The 15,040-nt window shown below is 53.6% G+C and carries 13 protein-coding genes; 10 read left to right on the top strand and 3 right to left on the bottom strand.

Annotation, left to right across the window (positions count from 1 at the left end; all coding sequences use genetic code 11):
- Positions 1-5: 5 nt before the first annotated feature.
- The 4 genes from BM412_RS30040 to BM412_RS30025 are packed head-to-tail and all read left to right on the top strand — an operon-like array spanning position 6 to position 4,838.
- Positions 6-1,142 carry an acyl-CoA dehydrogenase family protein gene (locus BM412_RS30040; RefSeq protein ID WP_091225392.1) on the top strand — a complete coding sequence of 379 codons (1,137 nt, stop codon included), beginning with the start codon at positions 6-8 and terminating at the stop codon, positions 1,140-1,142.
- 55 nt (positions 1,143-1,197) lie between these two features.
- Positions 1,198-2,100, top strand: coding sequence for a methylisocitrate lyase (gene prpB / locus BM412_RS30035; protein WP_091225391.1), 903 nt, complete (start codon positions 1,198-1,200; stop codon positions 2,098-2,100).
- A gap of 3 nt (positions 2,101-2,103) precedes the next feature.
- Positions 2,104-3,369 carry a citrate/2-methylcitrate synthase gene (locus tag BM412_RS30030; protein WP_091225390.1) on the top strand — a complete coding sequence of 422 codons (1,266 nt, stop codon included), beginning with the start codon at positions 2,104-2,106 and terminating at the stop codon, positions 3,367-3,369.
- Between the two features lie 26 nt (positions 3,370-3,395).
- Positions 3,396-4,838, top strand: coding sequence for a bifunctional 2-methylcitrate dehydratase/aconitate hydratase (locus BM412_RS30025; RefSeq protein ID WP_091225389.1), 1,443 nt, complete (start codon positions 3,396-3,398; stop codon positions 4,836-4,838).
- A gap of 1,428 nt (positions 4,839-6,266) precedes the next feature.
- On the opposite strand, the gene BM412_RS30020 is transcribed toward BM412_RS30025, so the two are convergent.
- Complete coding sequence (locus BM412_RS30020; RefSeq protein WP_091225388.1) at positions 6,267-8,084, bottom strand: APC family permease; 1,818 nt, start codon at positions 8,082-8,084, stop codon at positions 6,267-6,269.
- Positions 8,085-8,309: 225 nt separating this feature from the next.
- Between BM412_RS30020 and hisJ the strand changes: the two genes are divergently transcribed.
- From hisJ to BM412_RS29995, 5 genes are all read left to right on the top strand, one after another.
- On the top strand, positions 8,310-9,140 hold the full coding sequence (hisJ, locus tag BM412_RS30015) for a histidinol-phosphatase HisJ (RefSeq protein WP_256256674.1): 831 nt from the start codon (positions 8,310-8,312) through the stop codon (positions 9,138-9,140).
- Between the two features lie 112 nt (positions 9,141-9,252).
- On the top strand, positions 9,253-9,993 hold the full coding sequence (locus tag BM412_RS30010; RefSeq protein WP_177246160.1) for an MgtC/SapB family protein: 741 nt from the start codon (positions 9,253-9,255) through the stop codon (positions 9,991-9,993).
- Between the two features lie 17 nt (positions 9,994-10,010).
- A complete protein-coding gene (locus BM412_RS30005; RefSeq protein ID WP_091225387.1) occupies positions 10,011-10,949 on the top strand; it encodes a metallophosphoesterase family protein in 939 nt (312 codons plus the stop codon).
- Between the two features lie 179 nt (positions 10,950-11,128).
- Positions 11,129-11,686, top strand: a complete 558-nt coding sequence (locus tag BM412_RS30000; protein ID WP_091225386.1) for an SLOG family protein — start codon at positions 11,129-11,131, stop codon at positions 11,684-11,686.
- Between the two features lie 14 nt (positions 11,687-11,700).
- Positions 11,701-12,039 (top strand): DUF1904 family protein, encoded by a 339-nt coding sequence (locus BM412_RS29995; RefSeq protein WP_091225385.1) that lies wholly within the window; start codon positions 11,701-11,703, stop codon positions 12,037-12,039.
- 39 nt (positions 12,040-12,078) lie between these two features.
- On the opposite strand, the gene BM412_RS29990 is transcribed toward BM412_RS29995, so the two are convergent.
- The gene (locus BM412_RS29990; protein WP_177246159.1) at positions 12,079-12,840 is read right to left on the bottom strand and encodes a helix-turn-helix transcriptional regulator; all 762 of its coding nucleotides are present in this window, start codon (positions 12,838-12,840) and stop codon (positions 12,079-12,081) included.
- Between the two features lie 176 nt (positions 12,841-13,016).
- On the opposite strand from BM412_RS29990, the gene BM412_RS29985 reads away from it, so the two are divergent.
- Complete coding sequence (locus tag BM412_RS29985) at positions 13,017-13,934, top strand: nucleoside hydrolase (protein WP_091225383.1); 918 nt, start codon at positions 13,017-13,019, stop codon at positions 13,932-13,934.
- A gap of 76 nt (positions 13,935-14,010) precedes the next feature.
- Here the strand turns inward: BM412_RS29985 and BM412_RS32720 are convergent, their stop codons facing one another.
- Positions 14,011-14,991, bottom strand: a complete 981-nt coding sequence (locus tag BM412_RS32720; protein ID WP_256256673.1) for a M15 family metallopeptidase — start codon at positions 14,989-14,991, stop codon at positions 14,011-14,013.
- Positions 14,992-15,040 lie beyond the last annotated feature (49 nt).

Genomic DNA, 15,040 nt, shown 5'->3' with positions numbered 1-15,040 from the left:
CTGCTATGCTGCTGCATTTTACGGATGAGCAAGAACGGTTGCGTGCGAGGGTCCGAGATTTTGCGATGCAGGAGGTAGCCAAAGTCATCCCTGAAATGGAGGAGCATGACCGCTTTCCGGCGCAGCTCGTGAGGGAGATGGGCGCGAAGGGCTTGATGGGGCTGCCGGTGCCGGCTGCATGGGGTGGAAGCGGGCTGGAGCTAACCTCCTATATCCTCACGATTGAAGAAATCGCTCGGGTGAGTGCGACGGTTGGGGTTATTTTGTCGGTGCATACGTCAGTTGGGACGCTTCCGATTCTATATCATGGTACGCCGGAGCAGAAGCTGCGTTGTCTGCCTAAGCTTGCCTCCGGGGAATGGTTGGGCGCTTTTGCATTAACCGAGCCTCATGCAGGCTCAGATGCCTCGACGATCCGGACGGCAGCGGTTCGACATGAGGATAACTATGTGCTGAACGGCACAAAGGTGTTTATAACGAATGCGGGTGAAGCCGACCAATATGTGCTGTTCGCGTCGGTGCATAACGGGCAAAGCGGCAGTGTAGGCGGGATTACTGCTTTTCTGGTAGAGAAGAATACGCCGGGCTTCCGTGTGGGTAAAAAGGAGAAAAAAATGGGGCTGCACGGATCGAACACCTGCGAGCTGATTCTAGAGGATGCGATCGTGCCGGCGGGCCAGCGCCTCGGCGAGGAGGGGCAAGGCTTCGCCATCGCCAAATCGGCGCTGAACGGCGGGCGGATTGGCATTGGCGCGCAGGCGCTCGGGATTGCGCGAGCGGCGCTGACCTTGAGCGAGCAGCAGCTGCGTTCGCTGCCGCATCGGGAACGGAGCAGAGCCGCGGCGGAGTATCGGGAGCTTACGGCACAGGTGGAGGCGGCTGCGCTGCTCGTATATCGCGCGGCGGATATGCATCAGCGCGGCATGCGGTGCACGAAGGAAGCGTCGATGGCGAAGATGTTCGCCAGCGATACCGCGATGCATGCGACGACGAAGACGCTGCAGTGGTGCGGCAGCAGCGGTTTGGCGGCTGAATTGCATGCGGAGCGGCTGTTCCGCGATGCGAAAGTGACGCAAATCTACGAGGGGACGAACGAAATTCATCGGCTGGTGATTTCCGGCGAGCTGCTGCGAGGGAGTTAACGGATAACCCTTGCGGCGTTTGCTTGCGGTCTGTTGTGGAGGGAGATGAGGGCATATGGGATCTACGAATCGCAGCTCGCCGGGACGCCGGCTTCGAGAGGCGCTGCAGCAAGAGAAGCCGCTTCAGGTGGCAGGAGTGATTCATGCTTATGCCGCGCTGCTCGCCGAATCGGCGGGTTTTCGCGCGCTGTATGTGTCCGGCGCAGGAGTGGCAAACGCATCGTTTGGATTGCCGGACCTCGGGATTACGACGCAGGGCGATGTGCTGGAGGACGTGCGGCGCATCAGCAGCGCGGTTGATTTGCCGCTGCTTGTGGACGCCGATACCGGCTTCGGTTCGGCGTTTAACATTGCGCGCACCGTGCGCGAGATGATCCGTGCCGGTGCCGCTGGCATTCATATCGAGGATCAGGTGGCCGCCAAGCGCTGCGGCCATCGTCCGAACAAAGCCATCGTCAGCTCCGCGGAGATGGTGGATCGTATCCGAAGCGCGGCAGATGGGAAGATTGACGCGGATTTCGTGCTCATGGCGCGTACGGATGCGCTTGCTTCGGAAGGCATGGAAGGCGCTGTCGCAAGGGCGCAGGCATATGTGGAGGCCGGCGCGGATATGATTTTTCTGGAGGCGGCCGGGAGCTTGGAGGAGTATAAGGCATTCACGGACGTGGTGAAGGTGCCGGTGCTTGCGAACGTGACGGAGTTCGGGCGGACGCCGCTCTTCACGGTGGATGAACTGGCAGCGGCAGGGGTATCGCTGGTGCTGTATCCGTTGTCGGCCTTCCGTGCGATGAATGCGGCAGCGCTGAAGGTGTATCAAACGATTCGGGAGCAAGGGTCTCAAGCCTCCGTGCTTGGCGAAATGCAGACGCGCGAGGAGCTGTACCGTTATCTCGGCTACTACGATTATGAGCGCAAGCTGGATGCGCTGTTCGCCGCACGGAACTCGGAGGAGGAATGAGAGATGACCGTGAAGAAGCCCGGAGGCTTGGCCGGCATTGAAGCCGGTGAAACGGCAATCAGTACGGTAGGAAAAAACGGACTTGGACTCACCTACCGCGGATATTCCATCGAGGATTTGGCAGAGCACGGCAGCTTTGAAGAAACGGCTTATCTGCTCATTCGGGGGAAGCTGCCGAATGTCGATGAGCTTGCGGCTTACCGGCGCAAGCTGGCGGAAGCGAGTCAGCTGCCGGAGACGCTGCAGCGAATTCTGGAGCTGCTGCCTGCAGATGCCCATCCGATGGAGGTACTGCAGGTGGGCTGCACCGCGCTCGGGACGATGGAGCCGGAATCGGCATCGGTCGGCGCAGCCGATATTGCGGATCGGCTCATTGCTCTGACAGGCCCGATGCTGCTGCATTGGTATCATTTTCACAGGCGGGCTGCTCTTGGGGATGGTTCGGCGGAGGAGCCTCAGTTGGAATCCTCGGCAACCGAAGTTCCCGTTGACGCTAAAGCTGCTGAAGGAGTGGAATCTGAGGTCACTTCGGATGCGCCCGGCTCGGACAGTTCGGACACCGGCGAGGTGCAAGAAGAGCCGTTCGACCTCGACCATTATACGGTTGCGGGCCATTTTCTCTATTTGCTGCACGGCAAACATGCGGAGCATCTCGCCATTCGCGTATTCGATGTTTCGCTTATTCTGTATGCCGAGCATGAGTTTAACGCATCGACTTTTGCCGCACGCGTAACGGCTTCCACGCTGTCGAACTATTACTCTTGTATTGCGACCGGGATCGGCACGCTGCGGGGCAATCTTCACGGCGGAGCGAATGAGGCTGTCATGGAGCTGATAACTCAGTTCGACAATGCGGAGGAAGCGGAAGCGGCCACGCGTGCGAGACTGGCGGCGAAGCAGCTCATTATGGGGTTTGGCCACCGGGTGTATACCGTTTCCGATCCGCGTTCGGACATCATCAAGAAATGGTCGGAGACACTCTCCATGTGGGCGGATGACAGCCAGCTCTATGCGATTTCGGAAGCGGTTGAACAGGTCATGCGTCAGGAAAAAAGCTTATTTCCGAACCTCGATTTCTACAGCGCCACCGCCTATCATTTCATGGGCATCCCTACGCCGATGTTCACGCCGATCTTCGTGATCTCTCGTTTGACGGGCTGGACGGCGCACATTATGGAGCAGCGGCAAAATAACCGCATTATTCGGCCGACCGCCGCCTATGTCGGACCTGATCCGCTGCCTTGGCTGGCCGTTCATGAACGCCATTAAGCGATAATGGGAGGTGTACTGCCGCAATGGGACATGGTCAGGATAATAGTCGGCCTGAGCCGGATCAAGTGCTTGCCGATATGGCTTCCTATGTAACGGACTATAAGGTAGACAGCGAGCTTGCCTATGAGACGGCTCGCTATTGTTTGATGGATACGCTTGGCTGCGGCATGCTTGCGTTAAACTATCCGGCCTGCACGAAGCTGCTTGGTCCGGTTGTACCGGGAGCAGAGATGGAAGGCGGCGTACGTGTGCCGGGGACAGCATTTCGGCTAGATCCGGTGACGGCTGCTTTTAACATTGGCTGCATGATTCGCTGGCTGGATTACAACGACACATGGCTTGCCGCGGAGTGGGGGCATCCCTCCGATAATCTTGGGGCCATTCTCGCTGCTGCCGACTATGCAAGCAAGGTAAGGCAGGCTGCGGGACAGCCTCCGCTCGTCATGCGCGATGTGCTTACCGCAATGATTAAGGCGCATGAGCTGCAAGGCGTAGTGGCGCTCGAAAATAGCTTTAACCGGGTCGGACTCGACCATGTCGTGCTTGTAAAAGTGGCGTCCACCGCGGTAGCGACCGGTCTGCTCGGCGGTACGAAGGATGAGATCACGCAGGCGCTGTCCCATGCGTGGATCGACGGCCAAGCGCTTCGCACCTATCGGCATGCGCCGAACACCGGATCGCGCAAATCCTGGGCAGCCGGTGACGCAACGAGCCGTGCATTGCGGTTGTCGCTGATGGTGCTGCGAGGGGAGATGGGGTATCCATCCGCGTTGTCGGCCAAGGGATGGGGCTTTTATGATGTGCTTTTCAAAAGTAAACCGTTCTCGCTTTCGCGTCCCTACGGCTCCTATGTCATGGAACATGTGCTGTTCAAAATCTCGTTCCCAGCCGAATTCCACGCGCAAACCGCGGTGGAAAGCGCCATCGCGCTGCACCCTCACGTTTCCGAAAGGCTAGACGAAATCGTCCGGATTACCATCACCACACACGAATCCGCAATTCGCATCATCGACAAAAAAGGCCCGCTGCACAACCCTGCCGACCGCGACCATTGCTTGCAATACATGACGGCGATCGGTTTGCTCCACGGCGCGTTGACTGCCGATCATTACGAGGATGAGGCGGCGGCCGATCCAAGGGTTGATCGTTTGCGGAATTTAATGGAGGTGAAGGAGCGGCCTAGTTTCTCCGAGGATTATCTGGATCCGGACAAACGCTCGATCGCAAACAGCGTGCAGGTGTTCTTCACGGACGGCAGCGCGACGGATGACGTACTGACGGAGTATCCGATTGGTCATAGGCGCAGGAGGGACGAAGGTATTCCGTTGTTGAAAAAGAAGTTTGAATCTAATCTGCTGACGCGATTCTCCGCAGAACAAACGGCACGCATTGTAGCGGTATGCGAGGACCCGCAGCTGCTGGAGCCGATGAGCGTTAGCGCGTTTCTGGAGCTGTTCGCGCCTTGACGGAAAACGACTCGCTTACTTAGGAGTCGTTTTTTATTGGCTGCGGCGTACAAGCCTGGCTTAGCTCGCCCGCCGCAAGTTCCTCCCATTGCGACTACCGTTGCCTGAGAGTTTCAAAATCGAACTTTCAGGCTGCCGGACCCTCTTAAACCAATGCTCCCACCCCCTGAGAGTTTCAAAATGTAACTCTCATAGGAGAAATCGTGCCAATACAAAATCTGAGAGTTCGAAAATCGAACTCTCAGACCGCCGAACCCCCTCAAACCACTGCTCCCACCTGCTGAGAGTCTCAAAATGGAACTCTCATAGGTAAAATCATGCAAAATCAAAGCTGAGAGTTCGAAAATCGAACTCTCAGGCCGCCGATCCCCCTCAAACCACTGCTCCAACCTGCTGAGAGTCTCGAAATGGAACTCTCAGCAGGTGAAATCGCGCCAATACTAAGCTGAGAGTTCGAAAATCGAACTCTCAGGCTGCCGAACCTCCTCAAGCTACTGCTCCCGCCCCATGAGAGTCTCAAAATGGAACACTCATAGGAGAAATCATGCCAATACAAAATCTGAGAGTTCGAAAATCGAACTCTCAGGCCGCCGCACCTCATCAAGCTACTGCTCCCGCCCCATGAGAGTCTCAAAATGGAACTCTCATAGGAGAAATCGTGCCAATACAAAATCTGAGAGTTCGAAAATCGAACTCTCAGGCCGCCGAACCCCCTCAAACTACTGCTCCCACCCCCTGAGAGTCTCAAAATGGAACTCTCATAGGTAAAATCATGCAAAATCAAAGCTGAGAGTGCGAAAATCGAACTCTCAGCCGAGTAAAGCCCCTCCTACCACCAACTACTGCGTCCTGAGAGTCGGAAAACCCGACTCTCAATCATAGAATCATTGGTAAATGATGCTGAGAGCCGGAAAAACCGACTCTCAATCACCAAAATCGCCTCCCACCACCACTACCATGCCCCGAGAGTCGGAAAAACCGACTCTCCGTCACAAAACAACTGAAAAATGATGCCGAGAGTCGGAAAAACCGTCTCTCACCACCAAAATCGCCCACCACCACGACTACCGCGCCCCGAGAGTCGGAAAAGCCGTCTCTCAGCCGCCAAAGCAGCCCGCCACCACGCCTGCCACGCCATCCCCACCAATTCCTCGCCACCATCCCCGCCTCGCCCCACTACCAACGCACCACCACCATCGCACTACAAAAAAACCGTCCCAACCCTCATCCTACGGATGACGGCCGGGACAGCTCTTCAACTTTTTAGCGGTATTTTTAGCGATGCTTTATAAAGCTGCTTTTTAGCTGTGTTATTTAGCGATGCTTTCTAACGATGCTTTCTAAAGCTGCTTTTTAGCTATGTTTTCTAGCGGTACTTTTATCGGTGCTTTCAGCGGTGCTTTTTAACGATGCTTTTCAGCGGTGCTTTTACCGGTGCAACCGGTAAGGCACAGTCGCAATAACAACGTCCTTCTGCGTGAACAGGTACGCGCGAAGCAGCAGACTCGACTGGTTGTGCAGAATGTTATGCCACCAGTGCTTCGTGATAAACTGCGGAATCAGCACGGTGATATGATCCGTCTCCTGCGTCTTCCATTCCACCGTCTCGATGAAGCGGACGAGCGGGCGAATGATGCTGCGGTAGCTTGATCGCAGGACGATCAGCCGCACGCCGGGATTCCACTCTTCCCATTTCTTCTCGAGCCGCTCGATTTCTTCTTCATCGAACCCGACATAGACCGCCACCACGTTATCCGTCAGCGATTTGGCATAACTGATGGATTGCAGAACGACCTTCGTAATGCCAGCGACCGGAACGACGATGGTACTGCCTTTAATCGCAGGTTTCTCTTTATCGATGTTAATGCGAAGCTCATCAGCGGTATTCATATAGTGGCGGTTGATCTTGTAGAACCCGATAATAACGATCGGCAAGAAGATGAAGACCATCCAAATCTGACTAAACTTCGTGAAGATAAAGATCAGCGTAATGATGAGCGTGGTCAACATACCGATTGTATTAACCGTCAACCCAACGCCCCAGTTCGCCGGTTTCAGCTTAATCCAGCGGACCATCATCCCAAGCTGCGATAGCGTGAACGGGATAAATACCCCGACCGCATAGAGCGGAATAAGATTTTCAGTGTCCCCGTGGAACAGGACGACTAATAGCGCAGAGAACACGCCGAGAAAAATAATCCCGTTCGAGAACCCGAGCCGATCTCCGCGCACCATGAACGCATGGGGCATATACTTGTCTTTGGCCAGCATGAACGCGAGCAGCGGGAAAGCAGAGTAGGCTGTGTTAGCCGCAAGGAACAGAATCAATGCGGTAATCCCTTGAATCGCATAATAGAGGACACCTCGTCCAAACGTCGCATTCGCGATTTGGGAAACGACGGTTTCCGTAGCGCTTGGCACGATGCCGTACCAATAAGCGAGCAAGCTGATACCGATGAACATGGCACCGAGAATGCTACCCATCATGATGAGCGTTGTCGCGGCATTGCGCTCCGCCGGTTTCTTGAAGTTCGGAATCGCATTGGATACGGCCTCGACGCCGGTGAGCGCCGAACAGCCGGAGCTGAATGCCTTAAGCAACATGAACAAACTGATGTTGGACACCGCGGCGCCGATCTCCGGCACATCGGCATGGACGCCGCCTACGATTACTTTTACAACGCCTGCGATAATCAATACGAAGATCGCGCCGACGAACAGATAGACGGGATAGGCAAGTACGGAAGCGGACTCCCCAATTCCCCGCAAATTCATGACGGTTAGAAAGACGATCATGATTAAGGCGACGCTGACCCGATGATCATGCAGCGAAGGAAATGCGGATGTAATGGCATCGGTTCCTGCCGATGAACTAACGGCTACGGTCAGAATATAATCGACAAGCAGCGATCCGCCTGCAAGCAGCCCGGTGGATACGCCTAAGTTATCTTTGGCCACGACATAAGCGCCGCCGCCCTTCGGATAAGCGAAGATGGTTTGACGATACGAGATAATGAGTATTAATAATAGACCGAGCACGGCAATGGATATCGGAATGGAGTACCACACTGCGGCAAAACCGGCAGCCATGAGTACGAGCAAGATCTGCTCCGTTCCGTACGCGACCGACGACAAGGCGTCGGAGGACAGTACGGCGAGCGCTTTTAGCTTACTGAGCTTCTCGCCTTCGAGTTCTGCGCTTTTCATCGGCCGCCCGATAAGAAGTCGTTTAAATCGGCTGATCATACATGTTCCTCTCTTCTTTGCTTGGGGTGAAAAAATTTACAAGGATTTCTATTTTAGATTAACCTAAATGAACAGAATTCATTATAACAGAAATGCCGCTTGTTGGAAGGAGCAGTTTCACGTGCTGCAGCTCCTTATTGAAGGCATTTTTCAAGATGATATACTGGAAAGGTACATATTGCCATGGGATGAGTAAATAGCCGTTAGAGGAGTGGGTAGAGCAGCATGTCAAACGAAATGAAATGGGATGGACATACGCATACAAAGTTCTGCTATCACGGCAACGATGCACCGTCGGAACTATATGTGGACCGTGCCATTGAGCTTGGTTTTACGCGTTATACCATCAGTGAGCATCCGCCGCTTCCTGCAAAATGGGTACAAGACGAGAAGCTGATGTACGAGCTTGCCATGCCGAGCGAGGAGCTTCCTCTCTATATGGCCTATGCGAACTCGATCAAGCAGCAGTATGAAGCGAAAATCGATATCGTCGTCGGACTCGAGCTGGACTATTTGCAAGGTGCACTGCCGTTTACGCAAGCGATCGTAGAGCGGTATCAGCAGCAGCTGGAGGATGTCGTTTATTCAGTTCACTATTTACCGGGTAAAGACGGTATGTACTGCGTTGATTTCACGGCTGACGATTTCACGGCCAACTTATTGAGCTACTACGGTACGATGGAGAAGGTCGTCGACGAATATTACAATCATGTGGAAGCTGCCATTGCTTTCGCAAGTAAGCTTCCGATGCGCAAGCGGATCGGTCATATTAATTTAATCGAGAAATTCGCACTGAAGCTTCCGCCGATCGATGAAGCGCAAATTCGGAGCCGCTTGACGACTCTCTTACCGTTGCTGCAACAAGGAAATGTCGGTATCGACGTCAATACGGCTGGCCTGCGTGTGCCGAGCTGCGGCAAGCCGTACGTGCCGGAGTGGTTCATGCAGGAATGTATGACCAAGGGGATTGAACTGGTTTATGGCTCGGACGCTCATCGTCCCGAACATGTCGGTTCCGGCTGGGATTGGTTTGAATCGCAATTCAAACGCAGCTAGCAGCGCGGGGATCATGTCAAGAATTTATATTTTTTCGGCCTATCAGTAGGCATTCGCTGTTGCCTTGCGTATAGATAAGCAAAGGACCATAAACAAAGAAGGATTGACGCATATGGGAGAAACAGCGGCACAAGTGTACGACCCCAGCATCTGGCAAATCAGTTATTTGGAGCTGACGATTCGATTAGTGCTCGCGCTTATTCTGGGTGGTTTAATCGGAGTAGAACGCGAGCTTGGCGGGCATTCGGCAGGATTTAGGACACATATTCTCGTTTGTTTGGGATCTGCGGCGATCGTCTTGTTATCCATGTATGGTTTTGCCGAGTTTGCGGCAGATCCGAATGTCCGGCTAGACCCGGCTCGGTTAGCGGCCCAGGTGATCAGCGGGATTGGTTTTCTTGGCGCAGGGACGATACTGCGAACAGGCATTACGGTTTCGGGACTTACGACGGCTGCCTCGCTTTGGGTAGTCGCTGCAATTGGGCTTACGGTAGGCGCAGGGTTCTATTATGGATCTGCGGTGCTCACGCTCCTTGTTGTGGTCAGCTTGTTTTTCCTGAATAAGTTCGAGAAGAAATTCTCGCGAACCAAGCGCAAGCAGGACTTGGTGATGAAAATAAACAAAGATTCCGCAAGCCTGAACAAAGTTGTAACGGAGCTTCACCACTTCGGTATCCAGATTAGCAAAATCATCGTGGAGAACGAAGAAGCCGCGCAAGGCGATTCCGGCGAGATGCTGATCGTCCGGATGCAAGTGAAGCTTAATTATAAGAAGCGCTTCGAGGAAGTCATCGTTTCGCTTGCTTCAATTGAAGGCGTTATCGGGATCGAAGCCGGAGGGGAATCGCTCTAGGATAGGGGATGAGTAAGATGGGGAAAAAACTGCATTATCGCGAGGACGGCACATTTACCATCGTGCAATTTACGGATCTTCACTGGCAAAATGGGGAGCCGGGAGACATCCTGACTCGATTACTGATGGAGCGGGTGCTCGAGAAAACTTCTCCAGACTTGGTCATCTTTACAGGCGATGTGATTTACAGCGACAATTGCACGGATCCGAGGCAGTCTTTTCGTGAGGCTGTGAGTGAGGTCGAGTTCAGGGGCATCCCATGGGCAGCTGTTTTCGGGAATCATGATACCGAGCATGGGATAACAAGAGAAGAGTTGATGGACGTTCAACTGGAGCATGAGTATTGTGTGAGCGAAGCGGGTCCGGAGGAGCTTAAAGGTACAGGGAATTTTAAGCTGCTCATTCAAGATTCCGGCACCGGCAAACCTCATCATGCTCTCTATCTCCTCGACAGCGGGAGCTATTCGGAGATTCCGAATCTTGAAGGTTATGCTTGGATTGGCCGTGATCAGATCGATTGGTATACGGCGCAATCCACTGCACTGAAGGCTGCAAACGACGGTCAGCCGCTGCCCTCGCTCGCTTTCTTCCATATTCCGTTGCCGGAATACGAAGAGGTATGGAGAAAAGAGCTGTGCTACGGCAGTAAGTTTGAAGGTGTCGCAAGTGCTCCTATCAATTCGGGCATGTTCACCGCGATGGTGGAGATGGGCGATGTCGTGGGAACCTTCTGCGGGCATGATCACGTCAATGATTACCGCGGTGACCTGCATGGCATCAGCTTATGTTACGGCCGGGCCAGCGGCTACCAGACCTACGGCCGGGAAGGCTTTCCCCGCGGTGCACGCGTCATTAAGCTGCACAAGGGAGCGCGGGAATTCACAACCGAAATCCAGCTGGACGATGGGACGGTCATTCACGAGCCGCAGCCTCATTATCCGCAAGGGATGGAGTAGAGTCGAGAAGCTGTCTCGAACGTGCATCGGTGCACGTTCGAGGCAGTTTTTTTCTGTTCAATGTAGGGAGAACCGAGCTAAAGGAGCTTCGAATTTGTCCATAAGTTCGCTGCAGTTGGTGAAATTTCGTCACGCGTATGCTACCCTTATTTGGAAGAGTAAACGAGGAGCAAACCGCGATGAAGCAGGTATTGATTACAGGTTATAGAGCAACGGAGCTGGGCATATTCTCGGCTAAGCATCCCGGCATCGCCATCATCAAGAAAGCACTCAAGAAACAGATTACGGCTCTTGTGGAGGATGGACTGGAGTGGGTGATTGTGAGCGGCGGCTGGGGCGTGGAGCTGTGGGCAGCGGAAGTGACCATCGAGCTGAAAGCCAGCTACGAGAGCTTGCGACTCGCGATTATTACCCCTTTCCTGGATCAAGAAGAGAATTGGAACGAGCAGAAGAAAACGACCTACAGCGAAATTCTGGCCGGTGCGGATTACGTGAGCGCAATCTCCAAACAGAAGTATGACGGACCGTGGCAGTTCAAGGCGAGAGATCGGTTCCTGCTCAATAATTCCGAGGGACTCATTCTCATCTATGATGAGGAGCAGGATGGTTCGCCGCGTTATTTGCTGGAGCTGGCTAAGCAGCATGCCGAGATTACGCCGGACTACCGCATCATTACGATATCCGGCTACGATTTGCAAAACATTGCAGAGGAAGAGCAGCTGCACGAATACGAGTAAAGTGAGGATTCCCTATGCCCCAATTAAATGTTCGAGGCGTTGAAACGTCTATATTAGCGGAAGTGAGCAAGGCTCTGGTCGAAGAGATGGCAGGCATCTGTCAGTGCGGTACCGATAATTTCACGATTGACGCGCTGCAATTGGTGTCCGTGTTCGGAGGCGAAACGGTGCCTACCTATCCTTTTGTAGAAATTGCTTGGTTCGACAGAGGACAAGCCGTTCAAGATGAGCTTGCCCGTGCCGTTACTCAACATCTGAATAAGGCCGGTGTTGCTGAAGTAGAGGTTGCGTTCAAGGTATATCAAGAAACCGCCTACTATATCAACGGTCGTCCTTGTGCGACGCCGGAATAGCGGCGCGGCAATAAGCGGGCGGCAACCAGCAGTAGGCTTCTAAGCCTTAGCGGCTGCCCGGCTTTGCCGGAAGGCGCGAGGCGACTCCCCCTTCTCCCTTTTGAACATCGTACAGAATTGAGCATCATTCGAGAAGCCGCATTCCATCGCGATGGCGGTGACAGGGAGTGCGGAGTGCAGGAGCAGATGCTCCGCTTTCTGTATGCGCTTACGGAGTAAATAGGAAATAGGCGATAAACCGAACTTATCCTTAAATAGATGCCGGAAGTGGTGGTAGCTGTACCCGACCATCTCGGCCAATTCTTCGATCGTAATCTTCTGGTTGCAGTTCTCGTCGATGAAGGTGCGGGCATAGAGCAGATGATCAACCGATCCTCCCGATGTGCCGGTATCCGCGGCCCGCTGATGCGCGATCACGATGGAGCTGATGTAAGAATTCAACTGTTCCGCATAATAGGCTCGCTGCTCCTGCATTTCCTCAATCATGTTCAGCAGAAGCGGCAAGATCGGGGAAGAGGAGTCATCCTGATACAGCCCTTCCTTGAGCAGCAGCTCCCCCCGAGGCAGTCGAAAGCCGACAAAAATAACATCCGTATCCTGCGTACGCCGCTCGTCATGCAGCGTTCCTGCCGCAATGATCGCGTACGTGCCGGGCGTGTAGGTATAGACCGCGTCATGGAAGCGCGTAAGGCCTTTCCCCGTTTGATAATAGACCAGCTCGTAGCAGGTATGCTCATGCATCGGCATATACGAATGCGCATGCCGCGTAGCTTGAAACAGAAAATCCATTTGCGCCAGCATCCAGCATGCTCCCCCTCTCATTATCCTAGCCAAATCATGCAAACAAACAGCCATATCCTATAATCTTCATATGCGGTATTCGTTGTAGAATAAGCGTAGTAAGCGAGAAAAATCCTGAATTCATAACCACATCATAAAAGGAATACAGGATATATTCAAGGAGGATGACAAGGGACATGGTTGAATTTCCAAAATTGCCTCAGCAAAAGCTTCTGCAGCGTTTAGAACATCCGCAGCGCAAGGTTCGAATGGTGTTGGATACGGATACATACAACGAAATCGACGATCAATTCGCCGTCATCTACGCATTGAAATCGCCGGAAAGCGTAACGGTTGAAGCGTTCTATGCTGCCCCGTTCTTCAACGATCTGTCTGAAGGTCCGAAGGACGGCATGGAGAAAAGCTACAACGAGCTGCTCAAGATCCAGGCGATTATGCCGGAGATGACGGATATTCCGATCTACCGCGGGTCCGAGGGCTACCTGGCCGAAGCCGGCGTTCCTCAAGAGAGCGAAGCTGCTAGAAACCTGGTGGAGCGGGCAATGGCATCAAGCGAAGATGACCCTCTGTATGTTGTCGCGATCGGAGCGATTACGAATGTAGCTTCTGCCCTGCTGATGGAGCCTCGTATTATTGAGAAAATCGTTGTCGTCTGGCTAGGCGGACATGCGCTGCACTGGCACGATACAACGGAATTCAATTTGGCTCAAGATCTGCATGCCTCCCGCACGGTGCTTAACAGCGGCGTTCCGCTTATCTTGGTTCCTTGTGCAGGGGTAGCCTCCCATCTGGCGACAACCTTGTCCGAGGTCGAGGATTACGTCCGCGACAAAGGGCCGATCGGTCAATATTTGTACGAAACCTATCGGGATTGCAGCAAAGATCACTTCGGCTATTCCCGCGTCATCTGGGACATCTCGACCATTGCTTATCTGGTTGATCCAAGCTGGATACCGAGCACGCTTGTGCACAGCCCGCTGCTGTCGGAGGACTTCCGCTGGAGCGTCGATCGTTCCCGCCATTTCATCCGGTGTGCCCACTATGCGCATCGTGATTCCGTATTTAGGGATCTGTTCCGGAAGCTTGGCGAATAACGCAGCATAATCCACGATAACGCGACAAGCCCCCCAGGCGTCTTAGCCGGGAGGGCTTGTTTTCATTTACATCGTATCAGAACTGTGCCATATAAGCTTCGAACGTTTCGCCCTTCTTCTTGATTTCCTGTGCGATGAAGACGCCGACGTAGCGGATATGCCACGGCTCGTACATGTAGCCGGTTTCGTCTTCTTTGCCGAGCTCGTAGCGAATGATGAAACCATAGTCCGCCGCATGCTCTTTCAGCCATTTGCCTTCCTTCGTTTCACCGAAGCTCTTATCAAGATCGTATTTGACACTGGCGCTCGACACATCCATTGCAAGTCCGGTCTGATGCTCGCTTTGTCCGGGATGCGCGCTGAACGTATTGGCTTCTTCTTCGCCGTTCTTCTTGGCATAGTTGTTGAAGATGGAACGCTGAGAAGCATAAGAGCGATAGCCGGATACGGCTTTCAGCTCAATGCCGTCTTGTTTTGCCCCGGCAAACAGCTTCTCCAGCGCCGTCGCCGCAACTTGGCGCAGCTGCTGCTTCGGATTGTCGCCGGAGAAGGAGAAGCCGACGTCTGCCTTCACAAGATCCTTCGGTACGTAAGACGATTCGAGTTCGCGCTTCTTGTTGACGAGAACGAGCGGGCTGTCCGTGTTGGTCACATATACAACGCCGTCCTTCTTCTTAATAGTGCGGGACGGAGCATTTTCACGCATAAACGCTATAAAAGCAGATTGATTGCTCGATTGGACGTTGGCGGAAGTACTGACGCTCGACTTTCCGGGATCTGTAGTACCATTATCCGTGGAGTCTGATGTACCGCCGTTTGAATCGGAATTGCCGGTTCCGGAAGCTGTTCCGGTCGCGCCCTTCGTATCGCCGGTACTCGTCTTAACGGTGCTCGACGCCGCATCATCGCTTGTAACCGGATTGCCGGCGTTCAGTTCATTGTTTTGGGAAGCGGCTTTGCCGAACAAGTTATTGGTGCATGAAGTTTGGGTCGTTAGAATAACGGCACTAAGCGCCGCGCCGAGTATGAGATAGGACATACGGGTATTCGTTTTCAATTGCTGTTCCTCCTATAATAAAGCGCAAACCATAATAAAGATAATTATA

Origin of the sequence: Paenibacillus sp. BC26 (assembly GCF_900116125.1) — a bacterium.
Lineage (GTDB): Bacteria > Bacillota > Bacilli > Paenibacillales > Paenibacillaceae > Paenibacillus_Z > Paenibacillus_Z lignilyticus.
This window is presented reverse-complemented; position numbering and strand designations above follow the sequence as displayed.